Raw genomic sequence first — 17,080 nt, forward strand, 5'->3', positions numbered from 1 at the left:
GTAGCGGGATTTGGTGGAGGAAGGGCGATCGGCGGTTTGTGCTATTTTCTGTTTAGTTTTATTACTGGCTTGACGCAAGGGATCTCGGCTTTGTTCTTTAGTGATAACTTTACTCGCTTTTTTGTTCCGCGATTCGCTATTTCACTGTAGGGCGCTTATCGGCGCATCTTACTTAATCTCAATGTAGCGCACTGCCAAACTTACTTATTAAACCTCAACAATACATGACTCAAACTCGGTGGTTAGTTCTTCCTTAGTCATCGTTCCCCGCGCGACTCGCATGACTAAATCATATACTTCATCGTCGGTCAAATTCAAAGCGCCACCATTCAAACGCAAAAAGGTATCTGTCACTGCAAAAGCCGATCGTTTATTGCCGTCAATAAAGGGATGATTCATCGCTATGTGATAGAGATAGGCGGCAGCTTGTTCGCTAATCGTTGAATGCAAAAATTGACCGCCAAAAGTTGCTTGCGGTTGAGCCAAAGCCGACTCTAACAAACCTTCATCTCTAACGCCGGGAGTGCCGCCAAACCTCTCTATCTGTCTGGCGTGGATACTTAAAACCATACTTTTGCTGACAAAATTAGGAGTTGGCAAGGCGACGGTAAACCTCCTTTCTTTCGTGTTCGGAATTTAGATATGCCTGCCATGCTTTGGCTTCTAGTTTTTGTTGTTCTTCTTCAGTCTTTAAGGAACGGACAAATTCAAGCACTTTCAGCAGCACGGGTTCTGGTACTTGGTCTAGTTCTTGAAGAAGTTGGTCTTTTGCGGTCATGTTTCTTTCCTCCTAATGATAGTACAACTATTTTACAACCTCGCTTGTGCCCATTGGACGATCGCCTCAGTCAATCCGTCTAAGGTATATTCTGTGGCTTCCACATCTAACTTACCCAATAATTTCTGACAGCTTTTGGAAGTTTCAGGGCCGATGGATGCGATGCAAACGCTTTCTAACCAATCCTTAGACAGGGATAAGTCTGGGCTTTTTTTGAGGAGATTGCAAAAGTTATGCACAGTTTTGGAACTGGCAAAGGTTATGATATTTACGGCTTGATTTTGGAGTGCGGATAGGGCGATCGTATCGATAGTTTCGGGACAGCAAGATTGGTAAGCTGGCACTTCTATTACTTGCGCTCCTTTGGCGGTGAATTCTTTAACTAAAACTTCTCTGCCGCCGCTTTCTACTCTCGGAAATAGGATTTTGCAGTTTGTAGGGGCGGTGCCCCCGTGTCCGCCATGCCAGGGGAAGTTATCGACTAGGGAATCGGCGACAAAGTTGGGGGGAATAAAGTCGGGTTGTAGAGAGTGCGATCGCAAACTTTCTGCGGTTTTTTTCCCGACAACTGCGATTTTAATACCAAACAAACTCCGGGCGTCTTTGCCTTTTGCTTGTAATCGTTGAAAAAAGCAGTCTACAGCGTTGTGGGAAGTGAGAATTAACCAGTGAAAGCTTGACAATTGTGCGATCGCACTGTCTAATGGTTCCCAACTCGAAGGGGGCGCAATTACCAAGGCGGGCATTTCGATCACGCGGGCTCCTTGTTGCTGGAGTCGATCGCTAAATTCAGCCGACTGAGAAACCGATCGCGTGACTAAAATGGTTTTTCCTGCTAGCGGCAATTTGCTGTTATTAATGGTGACTGGTGTATCGATCATATTTGTGCTTTCTGGCTGGATTAAATATTCGCGCAATCGGACTACTTCCCCAATTACGATCACGCAAGGCGATAGAGATTGACCGGCTGTTTGCTGTACAATGTTGGAGAGATTTCCCAGCCAAATTTGCTGTTCGGGGCGGCCGCAATCTCGGATAATGGCGATCGGAGTTTCGGGCGATCGTCCGTGCTTTTGCAATTGCCAGACGATCTCGCTCAGATTTCGCCCTCCCATCAATATTACCAAAGTTTCTATCTGCACTAATGCTTCCCATTCCAAAGCATCAGGTTCATGGGCGCTCATCACTGCAAAACAGCGACTCATTACCGGATCTGTGAGGGGAATTCCTGCTAGTAAAGGTGCGGCTAAGGCGGAGGATATTCCGGGTATTACTTCAAACTCGCAGCCCGCTGTTTTTAATGCTTGAATTTCGGAACTGGAGCGACCAAAAATAAACGGATCGCCGCTTTTTAGACGCACGACTTGTTTGCCTAACTTGCAATGTTCTACCAGCAAGCGGTTAATTTCTTGCTGCTGGGTGGAAGGTTTGCCGCCGCGTTTTCCGACTTCGATTTTTCGACAAGTTGCTGGGATTAATTCGAGTTGCGGGATGTCGATTAGAGCGTCGTAGATTAAGACTTCGGCTTGGGATAGCAGTTTGTGCGATCGCACTGTCATCAAGTTACAATCTCCGGGCCCCGCACCGACTAGATAAACTTTCCCTTTTGGGTTTTTCATAAGTCCTCCTCCGTGGTATACTTTATCTCAGAGTAGTTGGTTATATCTCAAATATTTCACCATTCTCAAGAACGGGCAAGATGCCCGTTCCACAAAGAGTGAATTTTCTTGTGGCGTGGCCCGAAGAACCCGCCCATAAAAAGCTTCTTGAGAATCGTGCAATATCTCAGTTATATTTAATTTTATGCAGATTATCATCATTACGGCCGCCGATGCAAATTACTTTGAATTGGTGCGAGGCACTATTTTATCGGTGCGGGAAAAACCCGAGGGTGAAAATGTGGCGATCGGCTTTTTCGATCTCGGCTGCACTCCCGAACAGTTGCAGTGGTTAAAAACACAAGTTAATATCATTCAAAAGCCCGATTGGGACTTTGACTTTCCGGGCAGAAATGAAGCTGCCGAACATTTAAAAGGATTATTAGTTAGACCTTGTTTGCGAAAATACTTTCCCTATTTTGATATATACCTTTGGATAGATGCGGATGCTTGGGTGCAAGACTGGAGAGCAATTAATTTGTTGGTTGAAGGAGCATCGCGCCGGGGACTTGCCATTGTTCCCGAAGTTCACAGGGCGAGCTTGCAGCAGTACGGGCAACTGCCTCAGTTTTGGCCGTGGGTTTATCAACAATATGAAGCTAACTTTGGGGAAGAAATTGCTAAGAAATTCTACAGTTATCCGATATTAAATGCCGGAGTTTTTGCCCTACGAAAAGATGCTTTGCACTGGGAAATATGGGCGGAAAAACTCCATCAAGGATTGCAGAAGTCCGGCTGTGTCATGACAGATCAATTTGCCCTCAACCTCGCTGTTTACGGTGGCGAATTGTTCAATATGACTGAAATGCTCCCAGCTTGGTGCAATTGGATATTCAACGGTTTTCCGGTTTGGGACAAGCAGCGAGGCTGTTTTGTGGAGCCGTATTTGCCACAGGAGGCGATCGGCATTTTGCATTTAGCTGGCCGCCAGCAGTTTGACCGAGTACAATTGATGGCAACTGACGGCGATATACTGGAAATTAGTGTCCGTTATCAACCTAAAAAACAGGCAGCAATACCAATATTTCAAGAACTAAAAATGACTTACCAACAACCTGAACTAAGCAAAAATAATTTATTACAACCAGGCGATTATGTTTCCCCAGGGTTCCAAATAATTATACCTGACTCCTATTTCCCCAATATGATTATTGCCGATCCAAATGCAAGTAACTGGCCTTACTTGCGCCGGGAAATTCCGCATAATTGGTATGCAGACAAGCGCTATCCATTCATCGGATTTTTGAATCGCGACGAAGCACATATTCTTTACAATACAGCCCTACAATTTAAAGGTAAAAAGGCCTTAGAAATAGGCTGCTGGCTAGGGTGGTCTGCCTGTCACTTAGCCCTCGCAGGAGTTGAGTTAGATGTAGTAGATCCGCTGTTAGAAAGAGAGGACATTAGACAAAGCGTAATCGACTCAATTCAAGGTGCTCTAAATGCGTCGGGTGTTCAAACATCAGTCGAGCTAATACCCGGCTATAGCCCTCAAAGAGTAGAAGAATTTTCCGCTCAATTCAACCGCAAATGGTCGTTAATTTTTATTGACGGAGAACACGGAGAACCGGGGCCGTTAAATGACGCAATTGTTTGTGAAAAATTGGCCGAGGAAGATGCAATAATTTTATTTCACGATTTAACCGCTCCCGATGTGGCTCAAGGTTTAGATTATTTGAAACAAAGGGGATGGCAAACGGTAATTTATCAAACAATGCAAATTATGGGGGCTGCTTGGCGGGGCAATGTCGAGCCAGTAAAACATCAACCCGATCCCAATATTTACTGGCAGTTGCCAGCACATTTGCACGGTTACAATATTAGCAGTTTAGAGGCAATTAATTCTCAAAAATTAAGCCAAACAAATCAAAACCAACAGTCATCTTATACAAGAGATTTTTACCAATTAATCGGAGAAGGAACTCGCAGTTCTGCTAGAGAAATTATTCCCCTGCTGTTAGACTTGCTGCAACCAATTTTACCTAAAAGTGTGGTGGATGTGGGATGCGGTACGGGAAGTTGGTTAGCTGCGTTCCACAAGTTGGGAATTGCGGATTGTTTGGGAATAGATGGCGATTATGTCGATCGCACTATTTTACAAATTCCTTTAAATCAGTTTCAATCCGCCGATTTAAAGCAACCGCTGCAAATAAACAGAAAGTTTGACTTAGCAATTTCTCTGGAAGTTGCCGAACATTTGCCCGCTACCTGTGCCGAAAACTTTGTTAATTCTCTCACTCAACTAGCACCAGTGATTCTGTTTTCTGCTGCGATACCATTTCAAGGAGGCGTCGAACACGTTAACGAACAGTGGCCACAATATTGGGTTTATTACTTTCAGAAAAACGGCTATGCAGTTATTGACTGCTTGAGAAAAAAAATATGGAACAATGACAAAGTAGAGCCTTGGTACGCTCAGAATATCTTGATTTTTGTTAAACAAGAATACTTGTCGGGATATCCGAGGTTAGTAAATGAATATCAAAATACCGATCAGAATCAATTAGCCATCGTCCATCCCAAGATTTATTTTTACAGCTTGCAAACTGCTAGCAATTCGGCACATAATTTACACTCAGAAAGTGTCAAACAAGTTTCAGCCTCGCCACAATGGGCAGATCGACCTTTGGTATCTGTGATTATTCCCTGCTACAATCAATCTCATTTTTTGCTGGAAGCAGTAACTAGCGTGATTAACCAAACTTACAAAAATTGGGAAATTATTATTGTCAATGACGGCAGCTTAGATACTACCAGTACAGTAGCAAAAAATGCGATTGCAGCAAATCCCCAGCATCAAATTAGGCTAATAGAACAAGCAAATCAAGGGATATCAATGGCTAGAAATACTGGCATATCGGCAGCAAAAGGTCAATACATAATGCCCTTAGATGCCGATGATATTTTAGCTCCAAATGCCTTGCTTTGTCTTTTAGAAATATGTCTAAAATCCCAATTACCTTGCATAGCATTTGGTTCTTATCAACTTTTTGGTGGCAATGAAAATCACACAATACCCAGTTATGATTTATATTCACCAAAAAATATCAAACAATCTAATATGATTTGCACGTCTTCATTGTATCACAAATCAGTTTGGGATTTGGTCAACGGTTACAAAGCAGAGATGAAAGAAGGTTATGAGGATTGGGAATTTTGGGTTAATTGTCACAAACATAGCATTCCTTTTTTGGGAACGAGAGAAATAGTTCTTAATTATCGTAGCGTTCATGGTTCTAGGAATGCAACTGCTCAACAATATCATCACAAATTGGTCGCACAAATTGTTTCTTACAATCCAGAACTATACGATATTGAAAGTGTAAAAAGTGCTAACAAACTATTGGAATCAATCGCAAATTAATCTTTTTTATAAGGACTAAAGTCTTTACTACGAAAAATTTGCCGAAAGTTTGTAGTCAGGACTTTAGTGTTATCTACATATCGGCAATCACATCCAAAAAACGCTTAACCTGTTTTTCCCAAGTCCAATCCAGCATAAAATTTGCCGCAGCTAAACCGCGACTTTTAGCTTGTTCCCGATTAGTATAAACTTGTTCCAAAGCCTCGACAACTTCTGCAACCTCAGACTCTCCCCAACCTTCTACACCGGAAAAAGGAGCAGTTAGTTTAACTCGTCCTTGACTCCATAAAGGATAGCAAATGTTGCTGTAAATCAAGTCTAAATGACCAGTATTTGCTGATAAAATAGTCGGAATTCCGCAGGCCATACTTTCCATCGCGACTAAATTAGTGCCACCTTCACAGCGATTGGTAAAAACAGCGCAGTCGGCTTCTCGCAAAATTTGTCCGGTGAGGTGATTGGGAATTAAGCCGATGTCGATAAAAGAGTCAACCGGCAAACCATTAGCCACTAACCATTGGGAAATTCCTAAACTTCCGTCGCGGTTGATATTGGGAAGTCCGGCAACGTTTCCAGTTTGTTCGATTCCTAGCATATACTGAGGCCAGAAGTTGTGCCATGTTGTTAGTAACAAAGCCTCTGGATGTTTGGCGCGAAATCGTTTGAAAGCGGCAATTACAATATCTTGACCTTTGCGATATTCCAGTTTGCCGCCGGAGAAGATGACGAAGCGATCGCCAAATAGATTAGATTTGGGTGCAGGATGGAAAATTGTTGGGTCAATTCCTTGATGTACCATCGCCACATTAGTCAAGCCGTGGCTTCTCAAAACATCGGCATTCCAGTTGGAACCGGCGACAATCACGCTATATTTTTTGGCTGTTTCTAGTGCTTCTGCTGTGATTCGCGTGTCTTCAAAAAATATGACTCCTATTTGACAATCGCTGGTAATTTGATTGTCAACTCCAGAGGATGCTAAATTATTCCCTAAAGCGTAAAGTACGGGAAAATTACAACTGATTTGTTTGTCGGAATTGGTTGCTACTAATTCCTGAAAACTTTTGTGCTTTTCAATGACAGGTAACAACAGCGATTTATGCAGCGGATTCATCGATTCTGAGGTGATTGATGGCGGTGTTAAAAGTGCAACTTCCCAGGCAGGATTTTGCCGCAGTTGTAGTGTTAAATTCAGGGCGTAAATTCCCCAGCCGCTGGTGATGCTGATCGGCCAACTGACGCCCATTCCGGTAATTTGTGGGGGAGTTTCTGGGGGTTGAAGCCGAGGCGGAGCCTCTGAATATGCGTTACCAGGCAGAGCTTGGTAACGAGTAGATTGTAGGGGCGGTGCCCCCGTGCCCGCCCTCTCTAGCAAGGCTGCTTTTATACGATCGCACACTCCATCCCAATCACCGGCTTTTTGTTGCCTAAACAGACGCACAGTGGGATACCAAGGGCTATCTTCGCGTTCCAGCATCCAGCGCCAATCGGGCACAAAAGACAGCAAAATCCAGACTGGTTTGCCCAAAGCACCAGCCAAATGCGCGACAGAAGTATCTACACAAATTACTAAATCGAGTTGCGAAATAATTGCTGCTGTGTCGGCAAAATCGACGCAATGTTCGCTCAAATCTTCAATTTGGTGTTGATTTAATAAAGTAATATCGCCCGCTGACAAATCTTTCTGAAGACTGTAAAAACTCACTCCCGGAACATCTACAAATTTCAGAAAATCGCTCAATTTACACGATCGCTGATGATTGTTGCGGTGCAGCGGGCCGCCCGCCCACACAATACCTACTTTTAGTTTATTGTTCGGCTCTAGGGAAAATTTAAAATCCTGTGGCGGAGCTAAATAAGGAATATTCGCCGGTATATTTTCCAAAGTCGTTCCCAGAATTCGGGGCAAACTTAGCAGCGGGGCTTGCACTTGAAAATCAATCAAATCGCTCGGCTTGACTCCTACTCGATCGACTCCTGCAACTCCTTCAAATAAACGCTTCAGCAAGACATGACAAGCCACGATAACTTTGCCGCCTTTTTGCTTAACTAAATGTGCATAGCGGATAAACTGTATCGTATCGCCAAAACCTTGTTCCGGGTGCAATAAAATTGTTTTTCCCTGCAAATCAGAGCCGTCCCAAAGTGGTTTCTCAAAAGAGCGCTGATCCAATTGTTGAGTTTGCCAGCGCGATTCGTACTCCGCAAAACCACGCTCAAAATTTCCAGTTAAGAGCAAAGCTAAGGCTAGTCTCAAGCGCCAATTTGGCGAGTTGGGACGTAGTTGAATTGCTTTATTGTAGAAGTCGATCGCCTCTGCGACTTTTCCTTGTTCTTCGAGGGCGGAACCCAAATATAAGTTTGTTTCGCTCAGATTGGGATTGGTTTCTAGCGCTTGTTTGTAATGCGAAATTGCCTCGATTATTTGCCCGTTTTCCTGTTTGAGATAACCTAAACAACTGTGGGCTTCTGCGTGGCTGGGTGAGGCAGCAATTACTTGTTCATAACGAGCGGCTGCCTCTGCTTTTTTACCTTGTTTTTCTAAGGCATTTGCTATGTAAAATTGTACCTGTGGCGGCGATAAGGCAAATCGAGGCGAAGCTTCGGTATCTCCGTTACCAGGCACAGCCTGGAAACGAGTAGATTGTAGGGGCGGTGCCCCCGTGCCCGCCCTCTCTAGCAAGGCTGTTTTTATGCTCTCTAGCAAGGCTGTTTTTACGCGATCGAATACTTCCTCCCAATCGCCCGGTGTTTGCTGCCGAAACAGCCGCGCTGTCGGATACCAAGGGCTATCTTCGCGTTCCAACATCCACCGCCAATCCGGCATAAAACACAGCAAAATCCATACGGGTTTACCCAAAGCACCAGCTAAGTGCGCGATCGCAGTATCCACGCAAATTACTAAATCTAGTTGCGATATCACCGCCGCAGTATCGGCAAAATCGTTCAAATTGTCGCTCAAATCTATCACGGGAATTTGAGTTAACAAACTACGATTTTCAGGCGATAAGTCTTTCTGAAGACTGTAAAAACTTACACCTGCAATATCTAACAATTGCAGGAAATAGCTTAAATCGCTCGATCGCTGAAAATCTTTCAAATGTTCCGCACTTCCCGCCCACGCAATCCCAACTTTGAAATTGCGATCGGAATTTAGAGAAAATTGCCAATTCGGCGGCGCAGCTAAATAAGGAACATTTGCCGGTATATTTTCTAAATTTGTTCCCAGAATATGAGGCAAACTCATCAGCGGTGCTTGCACTTGGAAATCGGGCAATTCATCCATCCGAACCGCCACTTGTTCGATGCCAGGAATCTGCTTAAATAAACGCTTCAGTTCTTGATAGCAAGAAAGGATTACTCTGCCGCCTTTTCGCTGCACAATGGCTGCGTATCGCACAAATTGAATCGCATCGCCCAAACCTTGTTCGGATCGGAGCAAAATAGTTTGTCCGTTCAAATCTGAACCGTCCCAAACTGGTTGGTCAAAATTCAACCGTGGCAATTTTTTCGCTTGTTCTGTTTGCCAGCGCCACTCGTATTCTGCTAAACCGCGCGGCAAGTCCCCAGTTAACAGCAAAACTAAGCTTAAATTGAAGTGACTTTTAACACAATTTGCATCAAGTTCGAGAGCTTTACTGTAACACCAAATTGCTCGATTTACGTCTCCTAATTGTTCAACAGCACTGCCTAAATTAGTAAGAGCTTCTAGATAATTATGGTTCAAAGATATGGCTCGTTCCAAGCTATAAATTGCCTGTTCTATTTTTCCCGCCCCCAAGCGTAACGTTCCCAGGTGATAGTGTCCTGCAGGATTGTTAGGTTCTGCTTCAATTGCCCGCTCGTAAAGCCGTTGAGCCTCGTCTAGCTGAGATTGTGTTTGCATCGCCGCACCCAAATTTACCAGCGCGGGCACGTAATTGGAATTGACAGAAAGTGCTTGATGAAAACACGCGATCGCACTTGGCAACTCGCCCTGCTGCTGGAGTATCGCGCCGAGATTGTTGAGAGCTTTGACGTAAACCGGATTCAGGGCGATCGCCTTTTGAAAGCAAGATATAGCAGCCATTATATTGCCTTGCTCTTGCAGCAAAATACCCAAGTTATTGTGGGATTGAGCGCAGTTGGGATCAATCTCGCTCGCGCGCTGATAATAGGCGGCAGCTTCGGCTAAATTGCCTATTTGGTGCAGCGTCACTGCCAAATTAGTGGCGGTCTCTATCGAATTGGGCTGCAAAAATAAAGCATTTTTAAAATAAGCGATCGCCTCGGCAAATCTTCCTTGCGCCTTGAGAATATTTCCCTGATTAAACTGTCTTTGATATAATTCAATATTGGTTAGACTTTCTCTGGGCGGTATAGCTGGTTTATGCTGGACAATTCTTTCTCTCAGCGCCAAAGCAGCTTGTTCTAAAACTCCTTCCCAATCTCCCGCTGTAGACTGGCGAAACAGCCGCGCCGTGGGATACCAAGGACTATCTTCGCGTTGCAACATCCACCGCCAATCCGGCACAAAACACAGCAAAATCCACACGGGTTTGCCCAAAGCACCAGCCAAGTGCGCCACACAAGTATCTACAGAAATCACTAAATCCAGAGCCGAGATTGCCGCCGCAGTATCCGCCAAGTCGTGCAAATAAGAGCTTAAATCTGTTACGGCTATTTGCTCTAACAAAGCGCGATCGTCTGCTGTTATTTCCTTTTGCAAGCTGTAAAAATCTACTCCGGGAATATCTAACAGTTTGGTCAAGAAATTTAGCGGTAACGATCGCACCTTATTTTGGGAATTTTTAGGATTTCCTGACCATACAATTCCCACTTTCAAATTAGTAGTTGGATTGAGAGTAAATTCCCAACCGGGCGGCGGAGCTAAATAAGGAACTTTGGCGGGTATAGTTTCTAAAGTTGTTCCCAGAAGATGAGGCAAACTCATGAGCTGCGCGCGCACTTGAAAATCCGGCGCATCCTCTGGATTAACTATTAACGCATCGATTCCCGAAACTTCTGCAAACAAGCGCTGCAAGTGCGGCAAACACCAAACAATTACCCTACCGCCTTTTTGTTTGACTAAATCTGCATAGCGGATAAACTGAATTGCATCGCCTAAACCCTGTTCCGGGCAAAGCAAAATAGTTTTTCCCTCCAAATCTTTACCATCCCAAACCGGCTGAATAAAGTTGTGGCGCCGGAACTGTTTTTCTTTAACTAGGAGTCGCCATTCGTACTCGCAAAAACCGCGCTGAAAATCTCCTGCCAGCAGCAAAGCTAAACCTAAATTTAGGTGAGATTCGGGGCTAGCGACATTAAATTTAACTGCTTGGCTGTAGTAGGTGAGAGCATCCGCAAATTGTCCGCGATCGTGCAAAGCACTTCCCAAACTGGTGAGGGGATTGATATAACCGGGTTTGAGTACGATCGCCCGACGGTAACAATCGATCGCCTCTGCCATATTTCCCGCTTCCTCAAAAGCTTTGCCGAGATTGTTCAAAGCTTGTGGAAAGTCGGGTTTCAGCCTCAAAGCTTGCTGATAGCAGGCGATCGCATCTTCAATTTTGCCCTGTTTGTGCAGGACAATTCCCAGATTGCCGTGAGCCTGTGCACTGGCTGGCGATGCCTGAATCGCTTGCTGGCAAACAGCTAAATCCTCATCCAACTTATCGGGGCTAGACAGTGAACTCAGATAAGCGAGATCAGTTTCTGCCCAATCCGGTTGCAGCGCCAGAGCTCGATCGTAGTATGCGATCGCATCGGAAATTTTGCCCTGTCGGATCGAGGCGTATGCTAAATGCTGCAAAGCCTCCACATCATTGGGAGCGAGCGCGAGCGCCCGTTCGTAATTTGCGATCGCCCGTTCGTAATTCGCGATCGCATCCTCCCCTTGTGCCTCCAAAGCAATTCCCAAATTCAAATAAGCCGCCGCGCAATTAGGATTGACTTGAATCGCTTGCTCGTAGCAGCTTATAGCCTCCGCCACATCCCCTTGCTCTTCCCGCAACAGGCCCAAATTAATCAGCGCTTCCGCGCAATTCGGGTTCAAAGAAAGCGCCCGCTCGTATTGTGCGATCGCATCTTCAGTCTCCCCCGCTTCCGCGAGGGCGCTGCCCAAATTGCTCGCAGTTTCCGCCAAATTACCGTCGATGAAGAGGGCTTGTCGGTAGTGCGCGATCGCCTCTGTTACCCTGCCGGTATGCTGTTTAACAACGCCTAAATTGCTGTGCGCGGCTGCGTAATTAGGATCGATCGCGATCGCTCGCTCATAACAAGCGATCGCAGCGCCAAAATCGGCTTGCTGCTGGAAATCCACGCCCAACCGAAACTCTGCATCCGCCCCATCCGACGGGACAAATGCAGCAGCAACCGCGCCTAGAGCTTCCGCCACCCGATCGAAAACGTCCTCCCAGTCGCCCCGCTGATGCTGGCGAAACAGCCGCGCCGTCGGATACCAAGGACTATCTTCGCGCTGCAACAGCCACCGCCAATCCGGCGAAAACGCCAGCAAAATCCACACTGGTTTGCCCAAAGCCCCCGCCAAATGGGCGACAGCGGTATCGACGCTAATGACTAAATCCAGTTTGGCGATCGCAGCAGCAGTATCGGCCAAATCGCCAAAATGCGGGCTCAAATCTACGATCGACGTTTGATTCAACAGCGCGCGATCGGCCTCAGAAACCTCTTTCTGCAAGCTGTAAAAACTTACCCCCGAAACGTCCAAAAGCGGCAGAAACTGACTCAAACTGCACGAACGCTGCTTGTTTTTGCGGTGTTTTGGATTTCCCGCCCAGACAATCCCAACTTTCAAAGTGCGATCGGGCAAAAGTCCAAATTCAGCACCCGCTGGCGGAGATAAATAAGCAGTATTTGCCGGGATTGTTTCCAGATTGGTACCAAGAATATAGGGCAAACTCAACATCGGCGCTTGCACGTCAAATTCCGGCAGTGGCTCCCCTTTAACTATTAGCAAATCAATGCCCTCAACCGTTGCAAATAAACGGTGCAATTGCGGGTAACAGCCCACAATAACCCTACCGCCTTTATTTTTGACGATCGCAGCGTAGCGAATAAACTGAAGCGAATCACCTAAACCTTGTTCGGCGTGCAGCAAAATAGTCTTTCCCAGCAAATCAGAACCGTCCCATAGAGGCCGGTATTCTCTTGCCGAAACACTATTATCCGGCCCCGTCAAAAAACAGGAATGACCAGTGTGAAATTCTTTAATTTGCCAGCGCCACTCGTATTCAGCGAGACCATTTTCCAAATCTCCCACCAACAGCAAAGCCAAGGATAAATTCAGGTGAGCGCTAGCATGATTTGGATTTAAATGAATCGCTCGTCTGTAGCAGGATATCGCATCTTCTACCGCACCTTTTTCCAGAAATGTCCTGCCTAAATTGTTGATAGCTTCCACAAAATCCGGCAGCAATTCTAGAGCTTTGTGATAATACTCCAGCGCATCTTCTAAATTGCCCTGTTCTTGCAAAACAGTTGCCAGATTGTTGTAAGCTTCCCAGCTATGCGGATTAATTTCCAGCGCTCGCCGGTACAGCTCGATCGCCCTGAAAAGTTCGCCTTTTTCTTGCAGCGCCACGGCTAAATTAATCAGTGCAGGTACGAAATCCGGTTGAGCTACAAGAGCTTGCTCGTAATGTGCGATCGCCTCGGACACTTGACCTTGTTCCTCAAAAATCTTTGCCAAGTTGTAAGCTGTTTGAGGAATATTTGGAGCGATGGCTAAAGCTTCTCGGTAGTGCGGGATAGCGGCTTCTAATTCGCCCTTTTCTTGCTTGAGAAAACCAAAATTAATCCGCGCTTGAACGCAATTTGGCGCAAGCGATATAATCTGTTCGTAAAGGGCGATCGCCTCTTCCCGATCTCCTGTTTCCATTAAATGTTCTGCTTGCCGCAATAAATCCTCTAAAACAACCGGGTTATCGCCAGCCGTTCCGATCGCAACCGATGTCTCAATTCCCTGCGATTGCTTAACTGCGGAGGCTTCTGCTAACCCTTCACTCGCAATTAGAAATATTTGTTGACTCTCTTGAACTACGCTTGCATCTGTCATTTTGAGAGCCACCGAATCGAGGTCAGGCTTATCATTAGCAGTCATTGCGAGTGAAACGAAGTCAAGCGAATCTTTGGCAGAATCCTCGGAATTACTAGCAGTATTGGCGATCGCAAATAAACTCAAAGCCGCCTGTACTTCCTCAAACAATTCTTGCCAACTTTCCGGCTGACTTTGGCGAAAAAGCCTCGCAGTTGGATACCAAGGATTGTCTTCACGATCCAGCAGCCAACGCCAGTCAGGAGCAAAAGAAAGCAGCACCCAAACCGGTTTTCCTAAAGCACCAGCTAAGTGCGCCACAGCCGTATCGACACTAATGACTAAATCCAGTTGAGATATAGCCGAAGCGGTATCAGCAAAGTCGTTCAAATGCGGAGTTAAATCCGGCACTAAGTGTTGGTGTAACAAAGTGCGATCGCTCTCGGACAAGTTTTTTTGTAAACTATAAAAAGCAATTCCCGGAACATCCAAAAATCGAATAAAATCGCTCAAGCTGCAAGAACGCTGATTGTCTTTCCGGCGCTTCGGACTTCCCGCCCAAACAATCCCTACCTTCAACTTGGCATCAGAAGAAAGCGCAAATTTGCACTCAGCAGGCGGATATAAATAAGGAACATTTGCTGGTATTGTTTCCAGAGTTGTCCCCACAATTCGCGGCAAACTCATCAGCGGCACGTGAACGTCAAATTCTGGCAAACCCTCAAAACTAACTGATAAATATTCAATGCCGGCAACTGTCGCAAACAACCGCATCAGTTCTGGATAGCAAGCCACCATAACTTTAGCCCCTCGGCTCCGAAGAATCGGCGCGTAGCGAATAAACTGAATCGAATCGCCAAAGCCTTGCTCGACGTGCAGTAAAATAGTTTTTCCCTGCAAATCCGAACCATCCCAAACCGGCTGTTTAAATTGCCTCGGTTGTAGTTGCGGAGTGCGCCACCGCCACTCATATTCAGCAAAACCGCGCTGAAAATCTCCGAACAATAGCAAAGTTAAGGCGAATTCCAGGTGGGCGATCGCGTTTTCTGGCTGCAATTCCAAGGCTCGACTGTGACAAGAAAAAGCTTCTTGAAATTCTCCTAAATCGACCAAAGCGTGTCCGAGATTATTAATAGCCTCCACGAAATCTGGCTTTAAATTTAGGGCTTGTCGGTAGTGGGATATTGCTGCTTTTGCATTGCCTTGTTCGTGAAAAAATGCTCCTACATTGTTGTGAGCTTCGGGATTGTTGGGGTCTAGTTTTACCGCTTGCTGGTAGCAGTTGAGAGCTTCTGCTAATTTACCTTGCTGCTGCCAAACTGTTCCCAAACCCATCAGGGAATATGTCAAATTTGGATTGATTTTTAAAGCGTGCTGGTAACAGGCAATTGCCTCATTTAAGTAATTCTTCTGTTTAAATATATGTCCTAAATTGTGCGCTGTTTCGTGCAAAGTGGGGTCAATTCGCAGAGCTGTTTGGTAATATAAAATAGCCGCATCTATTTCGCCTAATTGCTGTTTTGACCAGCCCAAATTATTGTAAGCGAGTGCGGAATTTGGCTGGATTTTGATGACTTGTTCGTAACTGGCGATCGCCCTTTGATATTCCCCTACATCCAGCAAAACATTAGCTTTATTTAAATGTGCTTCTACAAAATCGGGGTTTTGGGCGATCGCCCGTTCGTAAAAGTCGATCGCCTCTGCAATTTTTCCCTGCTGTCTCGCCGCTATTCCCAACAAACACAGCACGTTTGCTGATTCCGGCTGCACTTCTATTATTTGCCGATACAAATTCTCAGCTTCTAACAAACGGCCCGCTTGGTGATGTTCCCAAGCTAATTTCAAAGAGTCTTCGGCACCCAGTGTACAGGCAGATTTCCGCAATTTTTTTTGAGAAGCCATAGTTGTCTTTGTTGTTTGGGAGTTCGCTAACTGGTAATTGCCAAATAGTTCTAATTTGTTAACTCTTCCTTCCTTCTTCCCCCTTCCCCCTTCCTTCTTCCTTCTTCCTTCTTCCTTCTTCCTTCTATCCTTTACATCCGTTACATAATCCGTTGCCGAACTTCCGACTTCCTTCTTGCTTCTTCCCCCTTCCATCGGAGTGACATCCGTTACATCCGTTACATCCGTTACATCCGTTACAGAATCCGTTGCCGAACTTCTACCCCAACAAACAAGCTGCGGGAAAAATCAGATATTCTAAGAAAAACAACTTCCAGATAAACTGATAAAATGCAGCAATTTCTATTTTATCGTCCAAATCAACTTTCGTGCTCCAAAACCACATCAAACCCAAAGCCGCCAAATGAGAAACTGCTAGAAACACTAAATTAACATTAGACAATACGATCGCTCCCGCCAAAGTCGCGCCCAAATAACAAACCGTCAACACCCAGCGAGATAAATTAAAGACGGCAGGCTTGCCCAGCTCAATCGTAAACGTAGTAATATTATATTGCTTGTCCCCTTCCATGTCGGGGATATCTTTAAAAATGGCGATCGCAAATGTAAACACCACAACAAAAACCGTCAGCACCCAAACTTCCGCAGGAATCTCAAAAGACAAACTCTCCAAACTCCAGCCAGAAAAAGCGCTTTTCGCCATCCCCAAACCCAACACCCAATTAAAGTGCAAAAATAACCCTAAATTTACGATCGCGCCCCGCACCGTAAAAATGCACAGCGCCGCCCAAAAAGGAAACCGTTTCAGCCGAATTGGGGGCAGAGAATAAGCAGTCCCGATCGCCAAACTAACACCAACAGTAGCCAGCAAAAACGGGCCTTGTAAAACAGCAGTCAAAATTGCTATAATTCCCGTTGCAATTACAATTAATTCCCCGGTTTTCCGAGAAAACGCTCCAGAGGCGATCGGCAAATACGGCTTATTAATTTTATCAATTTCAACATCTTCTAACTGGTTCAATCCCACAATATAAATATTGCCGCAAATGCAAGCTAACCAGGCAAAAGCTAGGGGCAAAAGTACAGGATTCACAAACAGCCTCGTGCTTTGGGCGATCGCGTACAAAGCCAATACACTCAAGCTAGTACCCACAATTGTGTGCGGCCGAGAAAACTCCCAAAATGCCCTCACCCAGCTTTGCGGAGCCGAGCCATTTTTATCACTCCAAGACTTGCCAATCGAATCATTGCCCATAAATCTCACACCCACGCCAAACAAATAATATTCTGTAGGGTGCGTAATACGCACCTTACTCATCAACTCAAGACTCAAAATTTCTCTG

6 protein-coding genes are annotated in these 17,080 nt (G+C 45.4%); 1 reads left to right on the top strand and 5 read right to left on the bottom strand.

Annotated features, from left to right (window positions below):
* Nucleotides 1-207: 207 nt before the first annotated feature.
* Genes QUB26_RS04555 through cobA form a run of 3 tightly spaced genes read right to left on the bottom strand, consistent with a single transcriptional unit; the run spans nt 208 to nt 2,397 of the window.
* The gene (locus QUB26_RS04555; protein WP_333236335.1) at nt 208-570 is read right to left on the bottom strand and encodes a type II toxin-antitoxin system death-on-curing family toxin; all 363 of its coding nucleotides are present in this window, start codon (nt 568-570) and stop codon (nt 208-210) included.
* Nucleotides 571-586: 16 nt separating this feature from the next.
* Nucleotides 587-778, bottom strand: coding sequence for a DUF2281 domain-containing protein (locus tag QUB26_RS04560; protein WP_333053201.1), 192 nt, complete (start codon nt 776-778; stop codon nt 587-589).
* 32 nt (nt 779-810) lie between these two features.
* A complete protein-coding gene (gene cobA, locus QUB26_RS04565) occupies nt 811-2,397 on the bottom strand; it encodes a uroporphyrinogen-III C-methyltransferase (protein ID WP_333236338.1) in 1,587 nt (528 codons plus the stop codon).
* Nucleotides 2,398-2,581: 184 nt separating this feature from the next.
* Between cobA and QUB26_RS04570 the strand changes: the two genes are divergently transcribed.
* The gene (locus QUB26_RS04570) at nt 2,582-5,800 is read left to right on the top strand and encodes a glycosyltransferase (RefSeq protein ID WP_333316961.1); all 3,219 of its coding nucleotides are present in this window, start codon (nt 2,582-2,584) and stop codon (nt 5,798-5,800) included.
* A 73-nt stretch (nt 5,801-5,873) separates the two neighbouring features.
* Here QUB26_RS04570 and QUB26_RS04575 read toward each other — a convergent pair whose 3' ends face one another.
* Complete coding sequence (locus QUB26_RS04575) at nt 5,874-15,932, bottom strand: tetratricopeptide repeat protein (protein WP_333316963.1); 10,059 nt, start codon at nt 15,930-15,932, stop codon at nt 5,874-5,876.
* Nucleotides 15,933-15,996: 64 nt separating this feature from the next.
* Nucleotides 15,997-17,055, bottom strand: a complete 1,059-nt coding sequence (locus QUB26_RS04580; RefSeq protein ID WP_333236344.1) for a homogentisate phytyltransferase — start codon at nt 17,053-17,055, stop codon at nt 15,997-15,999.
* Nucleotides 17,056-17,080: the final 25 nt, after the last annotated feature.

The sequence above is a fragment of the Microcoleus sp. B4-C1 genome, assembly GCF_036705285.1.
GTDB lineage: Bacteria > Cyanobacteriota > Cyanobacteriia > Cyanobacteriales > Microcoleaceae > Microcoleus.